Source organism: Rhizobium sp. AG207R (assembly GCF_027109195.1).
GTDB classification, from domain to species: Bacteria; Pseudomonadota; Alphaproteobacteria; order Rhizobiales; family Rhizobiaceae; genus Rhizobium; species Rhizobium dioscoreae.
In genome coordinates, this window is record NZ_JAEPVT010000011.1 from 258063 (window position 1) to 280050 (window position 21988).

At 59.9% G+C, this 21988-nt stretch carries 11 protein-coding genes; 5 read left to right on the top strand and 6 right to left on the bottom strand.

Annotated features, from left to right (window positions below):
• Positions 1-23 precede the first annotated feature (23 nt).
• Complete coding sequence (locus JJQ51_RS25470; protein ID WP_069615122.1) at positions 24-716, top strand: sugar transferase; 693 nt, start codon at positions 24-26, stop codon at positions 714-716.
• Here the strand turns inward: JJQ51_RS25470 and JJQ51_RS25475 are convergent.
• Complete coding sequence (locus JJQ51_RS25475; protein WP_162718440.1) at positions 706-879, bottom strand: hypothetical protein; 174 nt, start codon at positions 877-879, stop codon at positions 706-708. The genes JJQ51_RS25470 and JJQ51_RS25475 overlap by 11 nt on opposite strands.
• A 236-nt stretch (positions 880-1115) precedes the next feature.
• Here JJQ51_RS25475 and JJQ51_RS25480 point away from each other — a divergent pair, with 236 nt between their 5' ends.
• Both JJQ51_RS25480 and JJQ51_RS25485 read left to right on the top strand, forming a co-directional pair.
• Positions 1116-2666, top strand: coding sequence for an oligosaccharide flippase family protein (locus tag JJQ51_RS25480; protein ID WP_233789988.1), 1551 nt, complete (start codon positions 1116-1118; stop codon positions 2664-2666).
• Between the two features lie 39 nt (positions 2667-2705).
• Positions 2706-3542 carry a methyltransferase, TIGR04325 family gene (locus JJQ51_RS25485; RefSeq protein ID WP_113395124.1) on the top strand — a complete coding sequence of 279 codons (837 nt, stop codon included), beginning with the start codon at positions 2706-2708 and terminating at the stop codon, positions 3540-3542.
• 86 nt (positions 3543-3628) lie between these two features.
• Here JJQ51_RS25485 and JJQ51_RS25490 read toward each other — a convergent pair whose 3' ends face one another.
• Complete coding sequence (locus JJQ51_RS25490; RefSeq protein WP_269245473.1) at positions 3629-5347, bottom strand: GMC oxidoreductase; 1719 nt, start codon at positions 5345-5347, stop codon at positions 3629-3631.
• Between the two features lie 212 nt (positions 5348-5559).
• Here JJQ51_RS25490 and JJQ51_RS25495 point away from each other — a divergent pair, with 212 nt between their 5' ends.
• Entirely contained in the window at positions 5560-6744 is a 1185-nt protein-coding gene (locus tag JJQ51_RS25495; protein ID WP_113353577.1) for a DegT/DnrJ/EryC1/StrS family aminotransferase, read from the top strand.
• A gap of 1 nt (position 6745) precedes the next feature.
• Positions 6746-7483 (top strand): 4'-phosphopantetheinyl transferase family protein, encoded by a 738-nt coding sequence (locus JJQ51_RS25500; protein ID WP_269245474.1) that lies wholly within the window; start codon positions 6746-6748, stop codon positions 7481-7483.
• On the opposite strand, the gene JJQ51_RS25505 is transcribed toward JJQ51_RS25500, so the two are convergent.
• The 4 genes from JJQ51_RS25505 to JJQ51_RS25520 form a co-directional block, all read right to left on the bottom strand.
• Complete coding sequence (locus JJQ51_RS25505; protein WP_145634326.1) at positions 7453-9054, bottom strand: glucosamine inositolphosphorylceramide transferase family protein; 1602 nt, start codon at positions 9052-9054, stop codon at positions 7453-7455. The two genes, JJQ51_RS25500 and JJQ51_RS25505, sit on opposite strands and share 31 nt — an antisense overlap.
• Positions 9055-9213: 159 nt before the next feature.
• Positions 9214-11697: a condensation domain-containing protein gene (locus JJQ51_RS25510; protein WP_269245475.1), complete on the bottom strand. Its 2484-nt coding sequence runs from the start codon at positions 11695-11697 to the stop codon at positions 9214-9216.
• Entirely contained in the window at positions 11694-19787 is an 8094-nt protein-coding gene (locus tag JJQ51_RS25515) for a non-ribosomal peptide synthetase/type I polyketide synthase (RefSeq protein ID WP_269245476.1), read from the bottom strand. The genes JJQ51_RS25510 and JJQ51_RS25515 overlap by 4 nt, the downstream gene beginning before the upstream one ends.
• Positions 19784-21697 (bottom strand): non-ribosomal peptide synthetase, encoded by a 1914-nt coding sequence (locus JJQ51_RS25520; RefSeq protein WP_269245477.1) that lies wholly within the window; start codon positions 21695-21697, stop codon positions 19784-19786. Before JJQ51_RS25520 ends, JJQ51_RS25515 begins: the two co-directional genes overlap by 4 nt.
• Between the last annotated feature and the right edge of the window lie 291 nt (positions 21698-21988).

A 21988-nucleotide genomic window follows, 5' to 3' on the forward strand; every position in this document is an offset into this window, starting at 1 on the left:
GATGGTGGTGAGGGGTCCGGAAGATGTTATCGACTTTTGACAGCATTGCCCATCGCGAGCGATCTCGCCGCGAGGCGAAGCGGGCGGAACGAAGGGGACGCGCCAAGCGTATTGTCGACCTTGTTCTTTCTGGGCTCGGGCTGTTGTTTCTGGCGCCGGCGCTGCTTGTCATCGCGATTGCATTGCTTCTGGTCGACGGCCGGCCCGTCATCTATCGCCATACGCGCGTCGGCCGCGATGGACGCCCGTTCGACTGCCTGAAATTCCGCACGATGCGCAAGGATGCCGATCGGCAGCTGGCGGAACTACTGGCACGTGACGAAACGCGAAAGCAGGAGTGGCTATCGACACAGAAGCTGACGAACGACCCTCGCGTGCACTGGCTCGGGAAATACCTGCGCATGAGCAGCGCCGACGAGCTACCACAACTGGTGAACGTTCAGCGCGGTGAGATGAGCCTGGTCGGACCTCGACCTGTCGTTGCCGCGGAGCTCGATCGCTATGGAGCCAATCTCTATTGTTATCTGGGGCTGCGGCCGGGGATCACGGGCCTCTGGCAGGTCAACCGCCATGCCGATACCACTTACGAGGAGCGTATCCAGTTTGATCTGGATTACTTCCATAGCCGTTCCTTGCGCACCGATTTTGCAATTCTCGTAAAAACGGTTGGCGTCGTGCTGCTTGCACGCAACGAAAAAGAACGTCTCACCAAATGAAAAAAGCGGCTACGGCAATCCAGACGACAAGGCAGAAAATCACCAGAATCCAACGAAGCAAAAGTTTCTGGCGCAATCCACCCGGCCGTTCCGGGGCGATGCGATCATGGTTTTCGTCTTTCATAAGCGGCTCTGCGTGGTGTTTCATGACGATTGCCGGCAAGCCCCTCTTCTATTGCCGAGAACTTCCATCGGACCCTGACGTTCAGGGTAATAATTTCTCTGATGGAAAATCGAATAATTCCGGCGCACCCCGCTTGCAGGCAGCGCTTCATTGCACGGAATCATGTCCTGAATGGGAACACTATAGACTTTATCTGGTGCAAGGCTGGAAACAACTGTGGATTATCATGTTACACTTCAATGGGATTTCTCAACCGGGCGATGCGAAGGCCGCCTATGCTCGTATTTACTTGCCGCGACGGTGCGCTGATGGATAACTTTCCGCTTCGCCCCAAGCGTGCCGTCTGGACGAGCATACGTTACTGGCTACGCGCCCGCATGCCCGCGATCGTCGGCGATGGAGCCTCGACGCTCGTTTCGAAAGTCGTATCTCAGGTCGTCCAGCTTCTCATATTCCTCGTCGCCGCCCGTGTGCTGGAATCGGCCGAATTCGGTCTCTACGCGTTCAGTTCCGCTATTGTCGTCATGCTCGTCGTGATCTCAGAAGGCGGATGGGGCGAGTTCGTCATGAAGGCCGAGTGTACGGATCGCGAGCTCGACCAGATCGGCACGCTTTCGATCGTCGCCGGGGTGCTCGTGACGATCGTCGGGCTGCTTGCTTCCGCCATTGCCTGGCTCCTTTTCGGCAGGCCGCATGAAGCGCTACTCCTCGTTCTTTTCAGCTGCTGGTTTTTGCCATCGTCCCTTTACGCGGTTTACGATGGGTTGTTGGTCGCACGTGGCCTGCTGCGCAAGCAGGCCACCATCCGGATGGCAAGCGAAGTTGCCGGGCTTAGCGCTACGATGCTTGGGCTGTGGCTCGGCTGGAACGTGTTTTCGCTCGCGGCCGGCCGGCTCGTTTCGCAGCTCGTTTGTCTTGCCGGCTCGGTGGCCGTGCTTGGCTGGCGTCCCAAGCTGCATCTCACCTGGCCTTTCGCGCGCGAGATTCTCGAATTTTCCAGCCATATTCTGTCGAACCGGCTGATCCTCTTTCTGCGATCCTATTCCGGAACGCTCGCGATCGGCAGCTTTCTGGGCCTCGCGGAGGCAGGTTATTATCGTGTCGCGGAACGTATCGTCGCGGCATTTTCCGAACTCATCGGCGAACCAGCGCGAATGCTGGCCTGGACCTTGTTTCGCCGCGCCGCGATCGTGATCGGAGCGGACGGAAGGCAGGTTCGCGACGCCGGTCCTTCCGCAACGATCTTCATGACGGTTCTCATGGCAATTTCGACGCCGATCTATCTCGGCCTTTCGCTCATATCGTCCGATTTGATCGACATCGTCCTCGGCGAAAAATGGGCGCCAGCGGCGATTCTGGTCGCGATCCTGTCGATAAAACAGATCCTGTTGATGCCGGGCTACGTCACGGAAGCCCTGCTATCCCTGTCGGGCAATATCAGGCGCATGCCTCCCACCCTGCTGTTGAATGCGGTGGTCTCCGTCTCCCTGATCCTGCTTCTGGCGCCTTTCGGCGTGGCCGCTGCCGCCTGGGGACAGTGTCTGGCGTCGTTGATCTCCTTTTTAACATCGATGCACCTGCAAAAGAACTATGGCGGCCTTCGGTGGGGACGTGTGCTGCGCAAGAGCGGTTATCTTGCCGTTGCCGTGGTGTTGATGGCGTCGGCGGTTTACGGGCTCGGCTATTTCGCCGGATCGCTCAGCATGCAGCGCGTATTGACTGTACTGCTGCAGGTGGTCTCGGGCGGTGCAATCTATGTCTGCACGTTACTTGCTCTGGAGAAGATGAGCGGAGGTGCGGTTTCGATTCTCTCGGGCAGGCGGTGACCGGCAACGACAGGATGGATTTAGATAGGGGGATGCAGGATGACGGCTTCGTTGCAATCCAATGCGTCATGGTCGGCGCATGCGCGCTCGGCCTTGAAGAGCGCCGCACAGGCGGCCGCTCAAGGGCTTTCGCCACTGCGCCTTGCCAGAGGAAGGCTGAATTATCTCTTGCCCTTTCCACGGCGGTTTACCGGCGCCTATGACACCTATGACGCCGCCATGGCCGCCGCCCGCAGGCAGACCATGGCTGGCTACGATCATGACGAGATCGCAACCGTCGCCTTCGTCAAAATGTGTGAGGTGGCCCCCTGGGATTATCCGGTGCTGTTCTGGGTCCGCAATTTGCTGCACGAGATCGATGGCCTCGTCGATGCTGGTGGGCACATGGGCACGAAATATCGCGCCTTCCGTCCCCTGCTGCCGCTCGACGACGCTTTTCGCTGGGTCGTCTACGATCTGCCGGCCATCGTCCGCGCCGGGCAGAGCCTTGCCGAGAAGGAAGGCCTGACGAGCCTGTCCTTTGTCGATCGGATTGGAGATGCCGGCGAGATGCCTTTGTTGCTTGGATCGGGGCTGATGCAATATCTCGATATGCCGCTGTCCGGACTGCTATCGCAAATGCCCTCCCGGCCGCAGCACCTGATCCTCAACAAGGTTGCGCTCCGCAAGGGCGGCACGGTCGTCACGCTGGAACGCATCGGCAGGTCCTATGTCCCCTATCACATGCGCAACGAGGCGGACTTCATCGACGATATCGCAAAGCTCGGCTACAAGCAGGTCGACCGCTGGTCCATTCCCTCCCTGTCCCACGCCATAGACACGCACCCGGAACTCGGCCGTAGCGAGAGCGCCGGTTTCTATTTTCGGCTGGGCTAGGATAATTCCGGGAAAAGTGCATAGCGGTTTTCCGTCGGGAATCGCGCAAAAAGGCCGGAGCATTTTCGCGATTCGAGCGGAAGGTTTTAGCCGCGATGGAGCGATAGGTCCGCTTCGTTCCGATGATCCGGTCTGTGCGATTGCTTGGAGGCGTGCCGTTGCTTGAGGTGATCGGCAAGGCGGATAGCCAAGGCGAGTAGCATCAGCGTCGGATTGGCGTGGCCCGGCGTCGGGAAGACCGAGCTGCCGGCAACAAACAAGCCATCGATGCCGTGAACCATGGCATTGGTATCGACGACGCTCGTTCGCGGATCGGTTCCCATGCGGGTGGTGCAGGAAGGATGGGCCATATCCATGAAGACGGGCTGGGTGTTCTCCCTCGCCGCGATCCAATCCGGCAGCACTGGTTTCGGTAAGCCAACGCGAACGAATTCTTTCGAGATCAATCCTGCAAGTCGTTTGACACTGGCTATTTCGCGTTGGCCGATTTTCCAGTTGACCCGCGGCAATGGCTGGTCGAAGCGATCGCGCTGTTGGGCGAGCATGATACGGCTTTCGGGATCGAGCTGTTGCTCGACCATGACGTCGAAGCGCAATTCCGTCGAGCGATGCGGCAGGCCGCGCTTGCGCACGAGGCGTTCGTAGAGCCCCGAGCTGATCATATCAGCCGATCTCGCGACTGTTGCAAGATCTCCCATGACGGTCTTGCCCACCCCCTTCGTCAAGCGCTTCAGCGCCGCCCAGGGATCATCCCGAGCATGGAGCTGCACCGGATAGGCGGCGCAGTTGGTAAGGCCTTCCTGTGCCTGAATTTCAGGGCTTAGGGACAGGCCCCTGAGATAGAAATGCGTGCGCCCCTCGTGGCTGAGGCCATAGAAATTGAAATGACGTGCGATCACGTCGATGTCGCGTCCCGTGAAGCGGCAGAGCGATGTTCGGGGGTGGTCGCAGAGATAGCGGCCGACAACATCATGCTCATTGCCTATGCCCGCCGGCAGAAGGGAATTGGATGCGAGCAGCAGGCGTGCATTCTCGACGCCCCCACCGCAAAGAACGATCGTGTTTGCACGGACAGTCGCGCTGCGGCCGGTGGCGCTCCGGAGATTGAGCGAGGTCACCCGATGGCCCTGGCTGTCGACATTGATCTCGGTCACCGTGGCATGCGTCAGGAAGCTTATGTTCGCGGCCGTGATATCGCCAGCAAGTCGGGCAAAGCGCGTCGGCTCGGCACGCGGATGGCGCATGTGGCTGAATTGCCAGAAGAAAGGTTTCAGAAGCCGCTTGTCCAGGCCAAGATCGTCCGGGCGTGAACGAAGCAGCGCAAAAAGGCTTTCATCGTAGAGGTTCGGCCCGAGGTTGAGCAGTTTGCCGGCACGATCGAGAGCAGGCAGCAGCTGCCCGCGATCGATCGGCCAGCCGGAGAGCGGAAGCCACGGTCGGTTCAGGAAATCGATGTCATCGAAGGCGGCGCATTTGCCGATCCATGTATGGCTGCTGCCGCCAAGCATGCGATTTCGCAACTCGAATGCGGGAACATCGTTCAGCCATGCCAATCCGCCGGTATAGCCCCGTCCTTCGGGCACGGCATTCGCCGACATGAATGGCTCGCCAATGTTCTCGACGGAATTCAGCGCCTGTATTTCCGCCTCGTAATCCTGGCCGCCGCTCTCGATGACAATGACCCGAAAGCGGGTATCGACCAACTCGCGGGCGATCGCAATTCCGGCCGGTCCGCCACCGACGATCGCAATATCGGCATGTATTTCAATGCCTTCCGGCATAGACCTCAAGTCACTGGTTATCATGATCGTTTTCCCGCTCGTTTTCCTAGTTTTTACCAGCATCGCGAGCATGCGGATAACTGTTCGATTGGCATAGGCGGGCGCGATATCTACCGATTTCGGATAGGTGATCTGATCGGTTCCGGCGCTTCTTTCAGTCGGAAGTCCATGCTGAAAATGCATCAATCACAGGCTAGGCTCTCCAGCAAATGCCGAGTTTCCTGGGAGCGAAGATCATGGCCAAGGTGGGGTTACGGGAGTGGTTGGCGCTCGCGCCGGTATTTGCCTCGGGCAAATTGGCACGCTACAGCGACGAGACCGGCGGCCCGCTCGGGCGCTTCGAAGCCGATTTTTCCACCAAGTTCGGTGTCCGCCATACCTTGGCCACCAGCAGCGGAACCGGCGCATTGATCTCGGCGCTGGTTGCCGCCGGCGTCGGTCCCGGGGATGAAGTGCTCGTGCCCGCCTATACCTGGATCGCGACCGCTGCCGCCCCACTGGCCGCCGGCGCGGTGCCGGTCCTGGTCGATATCGACCACACGCTCACGATGGATCCGCGGGACATACTGCGTAAGATTACGCCACAGACGAGGGCAATCATTCCGGTCCACATGTCGAACATGGTATGCGACATGGACAGCATCATGCGCATTGCCCGGGAGAATAACCTCGTCGTCATCGAGGATGCATGCCAGGCTGTCGGATTGCATTACAAGACCAAGCGGGTTGGGACAATCGGTGATTTCGGAGCCTTCAGCTTCAATCAGTTCAAGAACATCAATTGCGGGGAGGGCGGGGCCGTTGTCACGAACGACGCGCGGCTGTTTGCGCGCGCCCGGATGTATCACGACATCGGCTCCATGTTTCGCGGCCATCTCGACAATGCCAACGAACCGCCCATGCTGGGGGTGAATTTCAAGGCGAGCCAGATTCAAGGCGCCATGCTGAACGTGCAGTTGAAAAAGCTTGATCCGATGATTGCCCGCTTGCGTGAGCGCTACGATGTGATGAGTGAAATCTTCGCCAAGAGCGGACAGATCATGGTGGGGCCCCACAACGATATCGGCAATGCGGCGGGCCTCCACGTCATCTTCGAGACGTCGGACGAGGCCAAGCGATTTGCCGAGGAAAACAAGCGCGGTGTCTATCGGCTGTTCGATTCCAGCCGCCATGTCTATACCAACTGGCAACCTGTTCTGCAGCAACGCACAGGCCATCCGGCGATGAACCCCTTCCACTGGACCGATCGCAAGATCGAATACACACCGGAACTTTGCGCGCAGACACTTGACATCCTGAAGCGCAGCTGCCGCATCAGCCTTGGAGAAAACTATCCCGTCGCGTTGGTCGCCTATATGGCGAGGCGGATGTCACGGCAGGCAAAATCGAAGAACGCCAATCTCTTCTACGCAACGATCTGACATGGAGAATATCGGGCCTGACATAATCGATGTCTGGCACTGGAAGCTGGACATGCCGTTGCCTGATCTCGGCATGTATATCACATTGCTGTCGCTCGACGAATGCGTTCGGACCATTCGCTTCGTCCATGAGCGGGACAGGCATCGTTTCGTCGCCGCCAGGACCGGAATGCGGGTTATCCTCGGGCGCTATCTCGGCATTCCGCCGCGGTCGATAGGCTTCGACTACGGCGACAACGGCAAGCCTTACGTCGCGATCGGCGGCGCTTGTCCCATCCATTTCAATCTCAGCCACAGCGCCGACCGGGCTGTTCTTGCTGTTTCCGATCGTTATGAACTCGGCATCGATATCGAGGAAATTCGGTTCCTGAGGGAAGATATTGCGAAATGGTTCTTCTCTCGCAAGGAGTATCAGACGCTTCGATCTCTGCCGGCTGACAGCTACCTGGATGGTTTCTATCGCTGCTGGACGCGCAAGGAAGCGTTCATCAAAGCCCATGGTGCCGGCTTGTCGCTGCCGCTCGACAGTTTCGATGTCACGTTCGACAGATCGAAGCAATCGCGATTGGAACGGCTGGAGGGGGACGAGGATGCACCGCAAAACTGGGCCATTCTGGAGCTTGCGACACCGGCCAACTTCGCTGGCGCCGTTGTTGCCTCGACCGGCGGGCACCAGGTAGGCCTGCGCTATCGCAATGGAAATATCAGTCAGATGGTCAGCCGCGCATCGAGAATGTAGCGACCGTCGACGGCATCGAAATGATGGCAACCATGAAGTCCGGCCTTGAAAGCCGGGGTAATGGTGCGAATGCGGCGTTCACGATAGTCGTCGAGCGTGAGTCTCTCGATCTCCATGATGTTGAGAGCATAGCCATAAATGCCGTATGCATTGTGCTGCGAGGGCCGCAACAGCCTGCCGCCACGTTCGAAGATGCGCCCTGCGCCTCGAGCCTCGGTACTCCCGATCACGACCGGATTTCGTTTGTGGGGTCTTATGCCTGTGAGCGCCGGGCCGTCGACTTCGAACAGATAGAGCTCGCTGCAATGGTCTTCATAGGCATGGAAATCCGACAGGTTGGTGAATAGCCACCATTTGCCGCCATGGCGGATCAAGACGCTATCGGCCGGCGATTGGCCCTCGAAGGCAGTGGCGTGCAGCTCCCATTTCACCGGAAACTCACGGCAGCGCCAGACCTCGAGCCGCCGTGCCTGATGCGTTTCCGGTATCATGAAGATCTGGTCGCCATCGCGAAATATGAATGGATAGGAGAGATGGTAGGGGCGCTCCAGCGCCACCCCAACCTGCGTGAGCGCATCGCCGTCGAAACGGCCGACCGCGATATGCGCCTTGCGGTCGCCGTGGGAATAGGCCTCATAGAACAGGTAGCATTTGCCATCCTCCTGAAACAGGAACGGATCGGCCTTGATCCTGTTATCGGAAGGTGGAATTTCCACGGCCTTGCTCGGATCGAAATCATCGATGTGACCGTGTCCCGTATAAAGTGTCCATATGGCCGACTCGGCGCGGAGTCTCGCCCTGATCGATTTGATGGCCTTGACCGAGATCGATCCCGCAACGATGCAGCCGTAGCGAAAGAGATCGCCGGGCGATGGCGCCTGCTCGATGATCGAGCCAGCAAAAGCGGATGGGTTGAACCGCCTGGTGTCGGCGAGCCGCGTCAGCTCCCGCAGCAGAAGGGTAACGCTTCGCTCCCTTACGAAGGCACTCAATCGCGCTGCACTGGGCTTGATGTTGAATGACGCCCGCGCAATCTCGAACCTGCCGGCCTTGCCACCGCGCTTGGCATAAAGGACCAGATCGGCAGTCGACGCGCGAGCAAGGATCTCGGCATAGCCGTACCAATCCACATCCGCCGATCGCTGGTCGGAGAGGTTGAAGGCCCATTCCCCGAATGGGAGAGCCGCGATCGCTTCGTCGGCCATGCTCATTGGAACCATGCGGATGACGAGGTCGAGCTTCAGACGGCGCAGCGACGCCGCCGTGATGTTGTCGACAGCGCCCGTCTTGTCGCCATCGGATTCGTAGCAGTCGACAAAACGACGGCGGCTATTGAAATGCTTTGGCAAATAGGCGGGTTGACGCGCTAGAGCCTGAGCCTCCAGTCGCGCACTCCAGGACAACAGCTTCGATGCCTTGCCGACGCCGAACGGATGAGGATGGGTCAGCACGGCTGCAAGCTCCAGGCCCGGGGCGGCCAGAATTCGATCCAGGATCATCAGCTCCCAATTTTCGAGCGCATGTCCGCGCGCGACGAGAATGCCGACCCTCAATGGCTTGGTCTCGTTCATAACTGTTTCCTCTATGGCTCGACCATTTGCCGGATATGGTCCGAGGCATTGGCGGCTACCTGAAGCCTTTGCGCTTTCTCGAGTCGCGAAAGCGCTCTATCCTTTTGTTTTCACGTAATTCCGGACTGAAAGCCGCTATGCGCTTTTCGTGGAATTGCTCTAGCCATCGGTGAGTTTTCCCGAGAGCGTCGACGCCAGGTCGCGGATGCCGTTGCTGGTCAGCGAATCCTCATGCCAGCCGTCGATATCGACCACCATGCAGTCCTCTCCGACCGCCTCACCCCATCCAAACCGCATTTTGCGCGCCCGAGGATGGGTCGCACTGCTTCGAAGCAGGACGACGCTTTCGTCCCTTGTCCGCGGCGGCTTATAGCGGCGAGCCGCCGTCACCAGCAATTTGGTAACAGCCTCGTTCGCCTCTTCTTCCGGAGAGTATTGACCGGCCTTGACGCCGAGGATCCTCAGTAGCGCCAGTGAGACTTCGAACTCCTTGAGATAGTCGATCAGCCGGATACGGCGGGACAGCAGTTTCCGGGTGAAATAGGCAAGACGTTTGCGCCGCCGCTCCCGATGCCATCGCGCTTGCTCCCGCTTCGGCAGGGAGGCGAAATAGCCTGGAGCCCAGGCATCGATAATGGCCGTGATGCCGACATCTATGCCTCTCTCGCGCAATTGCCGGCTGATTTCCATCGCGAGGACGCCATTGACGCAGAGCCCAACGATGGCAATGCGGTCCGCGGCCTTGTCGATCCGCATGGCATCGATCGCATGGCTGGCGATATCCTCGATGCTGAGACCGTCCAGGCCGCCCGTCAGATCCGCGTGGAACATGTTGACGTTGTATACCGAAATCTCGTCCGGCAATTCATTGGCAAGACGGTAGTACAGGAATGGATGGTTGAGGGTATAGACCGCCCCGGTCCCCACCCCATGTTTGCAGGTAATCAACTCCCACGGGTTTACTGCTTTTTCCCGCGGTTTCTCGATCTCCTCGCTGTTGAAGACCGCAGCTGCAAAGCCCGCAAACGTCGGCTGTTTGAATAGAAGCTGCAATGTCGGGCTTGCATCAAATCTTGCGCGTGTTTCCGATAGAAGCCGGAGCGCGAGAAGCGAATGGCCACCGAGCGCGAAAAAATCATCATCCGGGCGTATTTGCGGAACCTGTAGGACTTCCTTCCAGATTTCAGCAAGCGCTTCCATTCGCGTATTCGGCGGCGATTTGCCTGTGACGGCGCCATCCATCGGCGCAGTCTCGGCGGCAGCTGCCACGTGCCGGTCCGGCGCAATGAGCGAAGAAAGCGGCGCCTCAGGGCGATCGAGAGCAATTTCATAAGCGTTCCTCCATAGTTGCAGGAGGCTTTCGATGGTGCTGGCTTCGAAAAGGTCGGCATTGTATTCGATCGACATACGCCAGCCTGTCGGCCGTCCGATCATGATGAAGCTTAGGTCGTAGATGACGCCGGGGGATTGCGAGGGCGAGCTGATCAGCTCGAAGCCGCCGTAGCGACGATCCTCAAGAAAGGCTTTCTGCAGATTGAAGTTGACCGAGATCAGCGGGTTGCGCGCAGGATCGCGCACCGGATTGACCAGTTCCACGAGTTTGTTGAACGGCATGCGCTGATGGTTCAGCGCCCCTTCGATCGTCGCGCTGACGGAACGAATATGTTCGGCGAAGCTGACATCGGAGCCGAAATCGAAACGCAGCACCAGATTGTTGATGAAGACGCCGATCATATCCTCCAGATCGCTATGTTCACGGCCGGCGATCTGCGAGCCGAAGAGCACGGTCGGAGCCTCGGTCAACCGATGAAGGGCCGCACTGAGGACGGCAGCGCCGAAACTATATTGCGAGACGCAATGAGCGCGCGCGGCCGCATCCATGCGATCGGTGAAGGCGAGTGGCTGGACAATGGAGAGAATATCACCGCGATTGGTTTTAACCTGACCGCGAGGCCGGTCGGAAATGACCTCGAAATAAGGGGCGCCGAGCAGAGTTTCGCGCCAGAAGGTTTTTTCCGTCTCGAAGCCGTAGCTCTGCAGATATTCCTGCTGCCAGAGGGCATAGTCGCCATATTGCAAGGGCAGCTCGGGCAGGACCGGTGCACGCCCCGCATCGATTGCGGCGGCTATTTCGCCGACCTCTCGCCCGAGGACACGGATCGACCAGCCGTCGAAGCAGCTCTGATGGGCCGTGATCAGCAGGAAGCCGCGCTCGTTTTCCGCCATCAGCAGTGTGACGCGGAACAGGCCCGGCGCGCTGAGATCGAATGGCGCCCGCGCCGTCTCCTCGCCGATCGACAGGATCCGCGCCTGGCGCTGCTCGGGCGGCATGCCGCGCAGATCGATCACCGACATCTTGAAGTTGACGTCGCTGACGGCCTGCTGGAAGGGCCTGCCATTCCTCTCGATGAAGCGCGTTCGAAGGATCTCGTGACGCTGAATGATCTTTCGAAAGGCTGCTTCAAGGGTCGAGACCCTGAATACCCCCCGGATCTCCCATCGAACCGCGACATTGAGCGCGGGGTTGCCGGGATTGAGCTGATCGAGAATCCAGCAGCGAAGCTGTGTCTGCGTACAAGGAAATTCACCGATGATCTGCGGTTCGGCAAGCGAACCGCTTGGGCTGTTATCGACTGTACTCATAGAGATGCCCCCAGGCCGCGGCGCGCGCCGTTACGAAAATCTCGCAGTGATGGAATGTGGAGATGCACGGCATCGGATGGATCCCCTCCCTGGGCGTCGGCAAAGGCTGCCAGCGCGGCGATCGTCGGATGACGCAATAGATGCTTTGCCTCGAGCGACAGCCCGTTGTCGCGCATGCGGGCGGCGATACGGAATATGGCAAGTGAATCGGCACCCAGCGCGTAGAGATTGTCGTCAATGCCGATGTCGCCGAGGTTGAGCACATCCTGCCAGATCGCCAGCAGCCGTTGTTCCATCTCGGTTTTCGGCTGGACCTTGGTTGGCGCGACAACACGCTGCGGCACGCCGCGCTGCTGCAAGGTCTTGCGGTCGAGCTTCCCGTTGCCGGTCTGCGGCAGCTCGCTCTCCATCACCCAGAAGCTCGGCACCATATGCGCCGGCAGATTGGCTTTGGCATGCGCCGCGATATCGGCCGCAAGTGCTTCGCCGCCCTCCGCGGTCGGCACGATGTAGCAGACCAAGGAACGATCGCCCCTGGCGTTTTCGGCGACGACGGTCGCACATTGGCGCACGCCTTCCACCTTGGAGATGACGGCTTCGATGTCGCCAAGCTCGATGCGGAAGCCGCGCAGCTTGATCTGCTGGTCACGCCGCCCGAGTAGCTGCAGCGACCCATCGGCAAGCCGTCGCCCGACATCACCGGTCTTATAAAGCCGCATCGGCCTGCCGATGGCAAAGCAATGCGGAACGAAAGCCTTCTCGGTGAGATCGAGACGATCGAAGTAGCCTTCGGCAAGCCCGTCGCCTCCGATGTGCAGCTCGCCAATGACACCGACCGGCGCGATATTCTCGCTCTGGTCGAGGATGAAGAGCTGGGTATTGGCGATCGGATGACCGATCGTGATTGGCTGATCCGCATCCGTGATGCGCTGCAGCGACGACCAGATCGTCGTTTCCGTCGGGCCGTACATGTTCCAGAGCTCGCCACCGATTTGAAGTAGGGATCGCGCCAGTTCCTTGGGTAGGGGTTCGCCGCCGCAAAGCATTTTCAGCGCCGGCCGGTCCTTCAGGCCCGCTTCCACCAGCATCTGCCAAAGCGTAGGCGTTGCCTGCAGCACCGTGGCATCGTGTTCGTCGATGAGCTTGACCAGTTCGAAGCCGTCCTGGACCTGGCTCCGGCTGGCGATGACGACCTTTCCGCCCGATATCAGCGGCAGGTAAAGTTCCAGACCGGCTATGTCGAACGAGATGGTCGTGACTGCGACAAGCGTGTCATCCGCACCGAAGCCAGGTTCCTTCGCCATGGAGAGCAGGAAGTTCGTCAGGGACCGATGCGAGACCTCCACGCCCTTCGGCGTGCCGGTGGAACCGGATGTGAAGATGATGTAGGCCGATGCTGTGGTATCGACGGGCAGGGTCTTCAGGGGGAGGCCCGTCATCGAGTTGATCGCCTTGGCATCCTGATCGAGCCGGATAACAGGGATATCCGTCGACGCCAGCCGAGCCATGTCGTCGCTGTCGCAGATCAGGCCGCGGATGCGGGCGATTTCCAGCGTCTGCCGCAAGCGTGGTTCCGGATGCGCCGGATCCATCGGCACGTAGGTATGCCCCGCTTTCATGACGGCGAGGAGGGCGACGATCATGTTCAGCGAACGCTCGACCAATATAGCAATCCGCTGGCCGGGTTCGGGAAGCGCCATCTGGAGGTAGAGAGCCAGCTGGTTCGATCGAGTTTCCAGCTCACCGTAAGTGATCGACTGGCCGTCATGTTGAGCCGCAACGGCATCCGGATGTTCGGCCGCACGCGCGGAGAAGAGCGAGAAGACGAATTGATCATGATCGTAAGGCATTGCCGTCCGGTTGAGATCGTCGATCAGCCAGGACTTCTCGGCCGCGGAAAGCAGAGGCAGCTCGCCGATCTTGTGATCCATGTCCTTGGCCAAGGCTGCCGCCAGCGTCGAGAAATGGCCGATCCATCGTTCCACGGTCGCGCGGTCGAAGACATCGGCGTTATAGTCGACATCGATGCGGATGTGGTCGCTCGCCTCGATCATGTTGAAGAACAGGTCGAAGTTGGAGAAGGCCTTTGCATTCGGCTCGATGCTCGGCGTTAGATCACCAAAGGACGATCCGCCGGCCATGCGCTCGAGGTTGAACTGGATCTCGGTGAGCGGCAGGCGGCGTGGATCACGCTTGGTATCGAGTTTGCGCACCAGCGTGCCGTAGGTGTAATCCTGATGTTCAAAAGCCTGAAAGACGAGCTGTTGCGTTGCCTTCAGATGCGCCGCAAACGGCTCTGTGAGCGATACAGCCTGACGCAACGGCAGCAGATTGACGCAATGGCCGACGAGGATCTGGCCGTCAAGCAGGCTTTGACCGGCCGACGGAATGGCGATGACGATATCGTCCTGGCCCGACAGTCGTGATACCATCACCTGGAGGGTCGCCAGCAGCGTCGAAAATAGCGTGGCGCCCGACTTTGCCCCCTTCTTCTTCAGCGCCTTGTAGACGTCGGCATCGATATAGCCGGTGCAGCTGCCGCCGGCAAAGCTGCGATATTCCGGCCGCGGGCGATCCAGCGGCAGATCGGGAAGATCGGGAACCGTCTTGAACTGATCGAGCCAGAATTGCTCGGTCGCCTGCGATTTCTCCGGCCTGGGCGAAAGGTCGATCGAATAGGCGGCGAAGGAAAGTGCCGGTTGGAATTCCGGAACATTTCCGACGCTATAGGCTTTATAGGCCGTCGCCAGCTCTTCGATGAAAGTGTTTATAGACCAGCCGTCGCAGATAATGTGATGAGCCGTAAAGACCAGCACATGCTTTTCGGGGGCCAACCTGATGATGCTGGCGCGGACAAGAGGGCCGTTGATCAGGTCAAAGGGCGTACGGGCATCATCGTCGATGAGAATGGCAAGGCCTTGGTCATCGATGTCTTCAAGGAGCGGCAGGTCGAGCTTGAAATCCGGAATGAAGCGGAAATACTCGCCGCCGCGATCGAAGCGAATATGGAAGGCGTCGTGACGGGCAATGACCGTATCGAACGCCCGCCGGAAGGCTGTCTCGTCCAGGGTCCCCTCCAACGCCAGCGAGAAGGACTCGTTGAACGAGCAGGAGGCTTCGTCGCCCGCCTGGGCCGCAAGCCATATTTCCGTCTGCGCTTCCGTCAGCGGCGCGGATTGCGGCCTTGCCTCGGATGCCTGTACCGGCATTGGCGATAGGGTTGGCTCCCTGATCGCGGTGAATATACCGACGGCCTGCATGGCGTCGAGGCTGTCGCGGAAGGCTTTCGCGATGGAGCGGAAGTCGTCCTCGCTGTGGGCTGTCGTCAGGAAGCAGGGGTAACCGTCCTGTATATGGACGCCATTCAGTCGCATCTGCGCATAAAACAGCGCGCCGAGCGGATCCTGACTGGAGAAGTCGGTGGCAAACCAGCTTTTGTAGCCATGAACGACATCCGCGATGCCGCGCCTGGCGAGATCGGCCTTGATCTCGGCAACCAGCGCCTCCGTTCGCTCTGCGACACGGTCGTAGAGGGCGGAGCCTTCTCCCTTGATATGATGCAACACGGCCTCGGCGGCGGCAAGCACCAGCGGATGACGGACGAAGGTTCCGGCAAAGAATGTCGGTGCCGTCATGGGAACGGAATTATCACCGTAGGTCCAATGGCCGCCGTCGAGGGCGTCCATGAAACGCGGGCTGCCGACCAGCACGCCGATCGGCATACCGCCGCCCACGACCTTGCCATAGGTCGCCATGTCGCCCTTGATGCCCCAGATCGCCTGCATCCCGCCGGGATCGACGCGGAAGCCGGTGACGACCTCGTCGAAGACGAGGGCGAATTCGAATTGAGTGGCGACATCACGCAATTCCCGGACGAATTCGCGCGGCTGCAGTTCCGGATGGCGGCTCTGAATCGGTTCGATGATGACAGCCGCTATATCGGTTGCATTGGCGCGGATGAAATCGAGGCTCTCCGGCGCGCCATAACGCAGGACCGTCATGTTCGACACGGAGGCCAACGGAATGCCGGAGGCGACCGGCAGGGCAATCGGCTTGTCGGCGCGATTGCGGCCCTTGACCAGAACCTCGTCGAACTGGCCGTGATAATCGTTGGCAAAGACGACGACCCGATCGCGGCCGGTGACGGCGCGCGCAATCCGCATCGCGGCCATGACCGCTTCCGAGCCGGTATTGCAGAAGGTTACCCGCTCGTGGCCGGTTACATCGGCGATCATCCTTGCGACATCGCCGGCAAGAGGCGTCTGCGGACCGATCGCAAATCCGCGATCGGCTTGAGCCTTGACGGCGTCGATTACGAAATCCGGTGCGTGGCCGAAGGCCGTCTGTCCGAAGCCATTGACCAGGTCGACATACTGGTTGCCGTCGATATCCCAGATATAGGCTCCCTTGGAGTGGTCGCAGACGATTGGGAACACCATCTCCTTCCAATCGGCGCGGAAGCCCGATGCGGATCTGGGGTCGGCCAGATATCCGCGATGCTCCTGCGTGAAGGCCTTGGACTTGGCATTCTTGGTTTCATAGGCCCTGGTGAGATCAGTGATGAAACCCTGCTTGGCGGCGGAAATCTCCGATGTCACGCTTTTGGCGTTCGGACGATAAAGCTTGATGCGCTCGGTGCCGAAATCGCTTTCGGCAGGTGCTGCGGGAGCCACCAGAGCCGACGGGGAGGAGGGCTGGCTCGCTGCAGCTTGCGGCGCCGGCACGATGGGTGCTGCGGGCAGCACACTTGGTACTGCGGCAGCCGGAGCTCCGCCCTGCATGGCCTGCAGCATCAGCAATTGCTGGGAAAACAGGCTTTGCGCCATCTGGATCTGCGATTGCAGCACCGTGGCGAGATCCGATGCTCCAGCCGGGATCGATGCGACCTGTGGAGCAGGCGCAATGATCGGCATCGGCGTCGAAACCGGCATGGGAGGCGCCGCCGCAGCAGCGATGGGGGTCGCGGCCAATGGTTCAGCCGTCTTTACTGCATCCGGTGGCATTTGACGATCGAGATAAACAGCCAGATCGGCAACGGAGGGAATATCGCTCAGCAGTTCCCGGAAGGAGATCTTGACCTTGAAGTCTTTCTCGATGCGCTGCGCGAACTGGCCGACGAAGAGGGAATCGAAGCCGAGCTCCAGGAAGGTTGCTGCTCGCTCGTCCGGCCCGAGCGTTTCGCCCGACATGTCGCTGAGCAAGGTCAGAAGAGCCGCTTCCAATTGCGGCAGACGGTTGGAGGTGGGAATGGGTGCTGCAACATTCATTGCTCGATTCTCCCCGGTAAGGTTGACGTCAGAGACAAAGGGCTCGGCGGCTGGCCGAGTGTCTGCTTCGGCATTCGGGCGCTGGGTCGATGCGCGACGGGCGGATGACGGAGCATCGATCCAGTGGCGCTGCCGCTGGAAGGGATAGGTTGGCAGGGACAGCCGCTGCCGTGACACCGATGGAAGAGCCGGCCAGTTGAGGCGGCAGCCGGCCATCCACAGCTTTCCATGAGCCTCTGCAAGCGTTGCCGCGGCGGCCGAGGCCCGGTCATGTTCGGGCAGGCTTTGTACGACTGCGGCAAGACTGTCGCGTGCGAGCGTCTGGGCGGCAAAGACCGACAGTGTGCGTCCTGGCCCCACTTCGAGAAGAACCGGCTTGCGGTCGCGGCAGAGCGTCGCAAGCCCATCGGCGAAGCGAACGGCGTCGCGGCAATGCATGGCCCAGTAATCCGGCGAGGTCGCCAATTCAGCCGTCTGCCAATCGCCCGTCACCCCGGAGATGAAGGGTATGGTGGCCGTACCGTAGGTGACCTTCTCGGTCTCCTGGCGTAGCGCCAGAGCCGCATCGTTCATCATGGCGGAATGGAAGGCGTGCGATGTGTGCAGCCGGCTGAAGGCGATCTCAGCTTCCGAAAGTGCCGCGCAAACCATTTCGATATCGGCAAACGGACCGGAGATGACGCAGAGTTTCGGGGCGTTGATCGCGGCGATCTCCACCGCGCCGCGCAGGTAGGAGGCCGTCGTTGCGGCATCGGCACGAACGGATACCATCGCGCCTTGCGGCTGATGCTGCATCAACCGGCCGCGATTGGCCACAAGACGGAGGCCATCCTCGAACGAAATGACGTTGGCGAGCGTAGCGGCAACAAACTCGCCAACGCTGTGACCGATCATGGCATACGGCTTGACGCCGCGGCTGAGCCACAATCGGGCAAGCGCATATTCGACGAGATAGAGGCAGGGCTGCGCGATGCGGGTTTCGCGCTGCTCATCGGTGATGGCCTGCGTCGCCGGGCCGGTGTGGCAGATGTAGTCGCGCAGATCGAGCCCGAGCGTTATCTTCAAAAGCTCGGAACCGCGGTCGATCCAGCGCGCAAACTCCGGCTCCGAGCGGTAAAGCCCGGCACCCATGCCGACATATTGCGCGCCCTGGCCTGGGAACATGAAGGCGACGGACGGCTGATCGGCGGCGGTGAGCGGCTGATAGCTCTCCGTCGTCAGCTTGAGGATCGCTTCCTCGACATTTTCGGCGGCAACGGCCAGCCGGTGGCCGAACTCGCGTCGTCCGGCTTGAAGCGTGTGGGCCAGTTGCGCCATTGAAAGTTTCGGGTTTTCGGCGAGATGATCACTCAGATTGGTGCGCATCTCGGCAAGCGCCGGCTTGCTGCGAGCCGAAAGGGGGAGAATGTAGTGGCCCTCTACCTCTTTCGACTGAGCCGGCGGGTAGGGCGGCTCCTCCAAAACGACGTGAACGTTTGTTCCGCCTACGCCGAAAGCGCTGACACCCGCCCTTCGTGGCGCCTGTCCCCGGGGCCACTCGGTTGCCGTTACTGGAATGTAGAAAGGACTTTTCTCAAGATCGATGCGGGGATTGGGCCGCTGATAATTGGGCATCGGCGGGATTTTCCCGCTGCGCAGGGCCAAGGCCGTCTTGATGAGGCCTGTCACGCCGGCCGCCGCGTCGGTATGACCGATGGTGCCCTTGACCGATCCGAGCGCGCAGCGGGCTGGCTGCGACGCATCCTGCGCGAAGGCGCGCGTCAATCCGTTGAATTCGATGGGGTCGCCAAGCGGCGTCGCCGTGCCATGGCATTCGATATAGCCGATGGTCGAGGGATCGACGGCCGCATTTGCGAGAGCCGTGGCAATCGCTTCGGCCTGGCCTTCCACACTCGGTGCCGTGAAGCCGACCTTGTCGCTGCCGTCATTGTTGATGCCATAGCCGCGAATGACCGCATGGATGTGATCGCCGTCCTTGAGCGCGTCCTCATACCGCTTCAGGAGGACGACGCCCGCCCCGCTGGCAAAAACCGTTCCGGCGGCGTTGGCATCGAACGGCCGGCAGGTTCCGTCGGGTGAGGCCATGCCGCCTTCCTGGTAGATGTAGCCTCGCTTTTGCGGAATGGTGACGGAGATGCCGCCGGCCAGAGCCATGTCGCAGTTATAGGTCAGCAGGTTCTGGCATGCCTGGGAAACCGCGAGGAGCGAGGTTGAACAGGCGGATTGCACGGTGAAAGCCGGACCGCGCAGGTTGAATTTATAGGCGATACGGGTCGCCAGCGTGTCGTTGAGCGCGCCAACAAGCTCGTGGAAGCAGCCGATCTGATAGTTCGACGTGAATTCCTCCGCCTTGGCGCGATCGCGCAGAACATTGTTGATCAGGTAGGTCGGCATCGAAGAGCCGGCGAAAACCCCGATCAGGCCGTCATAGCGCTGTGGATCGTAGCCGCCGTCCTCGAGGGCTTCCCAGCATATTTCGAGGAAGATCCGGTGCTGCGGATCTGTAACGGCGGCTTCGCGCGGAAACATGCCGAAGAACTCGGCGTCGAACATATCGGCACCGTCGAGATGGGGCCTTGCGGCGACATAATTCGGCTGTGCCCGTTCTTCATCGGTAAAAGCGTCTTCAATCTCATCCGGCGAAAAAAGCGAAAAGGCGTTCTTTCCTTCGAGTACAAGCTGCCAGAGCGCCTGCACCGAGGGGGCTCCGGGAAAGCGGCCGGACATGCCGATAATGGCGATATGCCCGGAAATTTGCTCGCTCAGATCCTCATTGTCTTCGAAATCACGCTGATTGCCATTGTCCTGGTGATTCCCTTTCATAAGGAGCTCCTGCGGATATGAGAGATCGCCTTTTTCTGCAGCGCGGCACGCTGCGCCGCGGCGGCAAGACGGGTTGGGCCGGATGCGCGGCCATCCAGGTGAAGTGCGAGTTCGCGAATGGTCGGATGACGCAGCAACGCAACCACATCGATCGCGTGACCGAGCATCTCTTCGAGACCGGCATGAATTTCCATCAGCTGAAGGGACGTGCCACCGAGATCGAAGAAGTTCCGATCGAGATCGGCGCTTTCGAGCGCCAATGCGTCTTGCCATAGCGTCGTCAGCAGTTCCTCCGTCCGGCTCCTGACATCGGCGGGCTTTGTCTGGGTTTCAACCGGAGGCGGCAGCAATTTCGAACGATCGACTTTACCGGCCGGCGTCAGCGGCAAGGCGTCAACGATGACCGTGGCATTCGGGATCATATAGGCGGGAAGAGCCGCGCGCAGTGTCGCCATGACGCCCTGCGCCAGATCGGCGCCCACGCCCACATGGCTTTCCTTCGGGCACAGATAGGCAACGATGCGCTTGAGGTTCTCGCCCTGCATGTGGCAAAGCACGATCCCGTCGGCAAGGCGCGGATCACGGCGAAGTGCTGCCTCGATCTCATCGAGTTCAATGCGTTTGCCGTTGATCTTGATCTGCCGGTCGCGGCGGCCCTTGAAGGTGACGGTGCCATCCGGCTTCAGGCAGGCCACGTCGCCCGTCAGATAGAAGCGCGTCACGCCATCCTTGGTTTCGATGGTGACGAATTTCTGTTCCGTCAGCTCCGGTCGCTTGAAATAGCCGATGGCGAGGCCGTCCCCCGATATCGCCAATTGGCCTTCAATGCCTGGAGGAACAACACGCAATTCCTCGTCTAATATCGCGATTCCGGTATGAGCGATTGCCTTACCGATCGGTAGCTCAGTGCCCGAAAAGCCTGGCAGAACCTGAAAAGCGGTGGCAAAGACGGTCGTCTCGGTCGGCCCATAGGCATTGGTGAGCCTGCAGCCGGGATAGTGCTCCAGGAAACGGCGAGCGTGGACGGCCGAACCGACATCGCCTCCGAAGAGGATATGACGAAGTTTCGGCAGGGTCGCGCGGGCGTGATCGGCGAAGAGATTGAATAGCCCCGTCGTCAGGAAGGCGATAGTGACACCCGTCTCCCGCATGAAATCGGACAGCCGTGAAATCGAGAAATCGGTATCGGGCATGACCGCCAAGGTGCTGCCGTTGAGGAGCGCACCCCAGATTTCGAATGTCGATGCGTCAAAGGAGATGGTGGCCGTGTGCAGGACGACGTCATCGCGGTGGAATTCGATATAGTTCTGATCGAGAACGACCCGCGAAATACTGCGATGGCTGATCATCGTTCCCTTGGACCGACCGGTTGAGCCGGATGTGTACATGATATAGGCGAGATCGCCGCCCGTTATCTCAATGGACGGCATGGTCGCGCCGGGCCGATGTGCCATTTCCGCGATCATGGCATCCGCTTCGATGACCTTGCCGTTCATGCTCGGCACGCCGGCCAGCTTCTCGCCATGGGCGGAGTCGACGAAAATGACCTTGGGAGCGCATTCCGCGATGACGAAGTCGAGATGCTCCACCGGAAAGGCTGGGTCGAGCGGGAGATAGGCGCCGCCGGCTTTCAGTATGGCCAGGGTACAAATGATCGCATTGATGCTGCGCGGCAGGAAAAGGCCGACGATGTCGGCCTTGTGGACACCTACCTTTATCAAATGCAACGCCAGCGCATCGGATATGCGATCAAGGTCACGATAGGTAATACGGATATCGCCGGAAACAAGAGCTGTTGCTTCCGGTGCGGCCCTGGCCTGTTCGCGCAGCATGTGATGAAGGCAAAGATTGCGATCGTAATGCATGCTTGCTGCGCCAATTGCGTCTGCCTGTGCCTCGCGGTCAATCATTATCGTTCTCCGGGTTGTCCTGCGATGGATGACGGCATGTTGCGAAATGCTTCGTCGTCGATCGCAGAATTTCACGCTGGAGCAAAAGCACCAGCTGGTCATTGGGATGATTGTCCGCACCACCGAAAGTCGTAAGTCCTAAGGGCGCGTAGCCATTTTGTCGGAGAGGTCCGCCATGGCAGCCGCAACCCGGCCGAAAGCATTATGCGTGGCATCAATCCTGCCCATCGGAAGGTCACGTGGTCGCCCTGGTTCAGGAAGAATTGCCGGAGAGGGGGGACGATGCAGAGG